Raw genomic sequence first — 1,351 nt, forward strand, 5'->3', positions numbered from 1 at the left:
CCGTTCCTCTTTTTCCATTTTGAAACCGCGCTAGCTGAAAACCCTATAATTTGTGCGATTTCTTGATCCACCTTGCCCTTTTTTCGGAATTGAAAATATAAATCTTTAGTCAAATTAATGCTTTCATTTTTTATGCCCTCCAGTTTATTCTCTTGCGCTTCAATCCCTCGCACAGCAATATCGTATAGCCTCTGCTGTTCATTAAAATCAAGCTCAGCGTTGTTGGCGATGGAGTATAGACAATCTTTTAAGAATGATTTATCATCTTTTCTTTTATCTCTTATGACCTCCAAATCTCGACAAATCACCCAAAAAACCCCATAATTGAAATCTACACGAGCCATTTTTGTTGGATTATTCGTTGTTTCTAGCACTTTACCTGTATCTCCTTTGTCCGCTACAGCGGAGTTATACTTCATTGTCACTCTATCGCCTATTTTCATTCCTCTTCCTCCAATTTTTTCAGTCTGATAATCGTTTCTAAAGAACTCGCGATTTGTGCATTTAATATAGCTTGTCTGTCTTCTTCAAGTAATACACTAATAGCTTCGGCGAAATGCTCAAAGTCATGTAATGTTGATCCATTCAACGCATATACAAAAGGCGCTGGATTTTTTATAATGAGTTGAATTATTGACGATACTTCACCCTTCATGCTGTTTTCTCCTCTCTTTAATTTCTTCAACTGGAATAATCAACTTTAGATTCTTCAAACTTTCCGCATCATCACTTTTAAAAATGTCGATTGTTCCATAATCACCATCTATATATTTAACTTCGATTTCTTCGTTCGCCTCAAAAATCATTCCTATAATGTCAAAATAAGTTACTACATCGCCTTCTTTGAATGGTCTATTCACTCAGCTTCCCTCCTCATAAATATCTAGAACACCATCTTTTTTGGGCAGGAGAATGCCTGCCGAAACAACCTCAACATTTGTTCCTCTTTCGCCGTTTTCATCGTCTTTTATTGATACAACAATCATTTGATTGTCGTTGTATTGCTGGATAATAACAAGATTGTCTTTTTTTATATTTACACCTTCTATATTCTTAAATTGATCTAAACCCGCCTGTAAAGTATTGGAAATTTCTTTCATTGTTTCGAATGTTTCCATTTATTCGTCCTCCTCTACTTTTTTCGCAATTTTCATGTAATCAACCTCATGAATCTCGCTCGCTTCTTCAATTTCATCTTTTGTGAGTTTTTGTTTCCAGTACCCTTCATTATCGACATCACATTCAGGGCTATAACTTGACTTTGCATGCTTTGTTATGCATGTATCCTAATAAAGTAGACACCTTTTTTGATATACTAGTAAATAAATAGACACAAATGTCGAAAGGACTT

The 1,351-nt window shown here is 35.2% G+C and carries 4 protein-coding genes; all 4 read right to left on the bottom strand.

Annotated features, from left to right (window positions below; translation table 11 throughout):
* Positions 1 to 443 (bottom strand): hypothetical protein (locus tag HCK02_RS13775; RefSeq protein ID WP_167630668.1); only part of this gene is annotated, 443 nt, incomplete at its 3' end.
* The gene (locus HCK02_RS13780) at positions 440 to 655 is read right to left on the bottom strand and encodes a hypothetical protein (RefSeq protein ID WP_167630669.1); all 216 of its coding nucleotides are present in this window, start codon (positions 653 to 655) and stop codon (positions 440 to 442) included. The genes HCK02_RS13775 and HCK02_RS13780, both read right to left, overlap by 4 nt.
* On the bottom strand, positions 645 to 860 hold the full coding sequence (locus HCK02_RS13785; protein ID WP_167630670.1) for a hypothetical protein: 216 nt from the start codon (positions 858 to 860) through the stop codon (positions 645 to 647). Before HCK02_RS13785 ends, HCK02_RS13780 begins: the two co-directional genes overlap by 11 nt.
* The gene (locus HCK02_RS13790; RefSeq protein WP_167630671.1) at positions 861 to 1,118 is read right to left on the bottom strand and encodes a hypothetical protein; all 258 of its coding nucleotides are present in this window, start codon (positions 1,116 to 1,118) and stop codon (positions 861 to 863) included.
* Between the last annotated feature and the right edge of the window lie 233 nt (positions 1,119 to 1,351).

This window comes from Listeria valentina (assembly GCF_011800755.1).
Taxonomy (GTDB): Bacteria; Bacillota; Bacilli; order Lactobacillales; family Listeriaceae; genus Listeria; species Listeria valentina.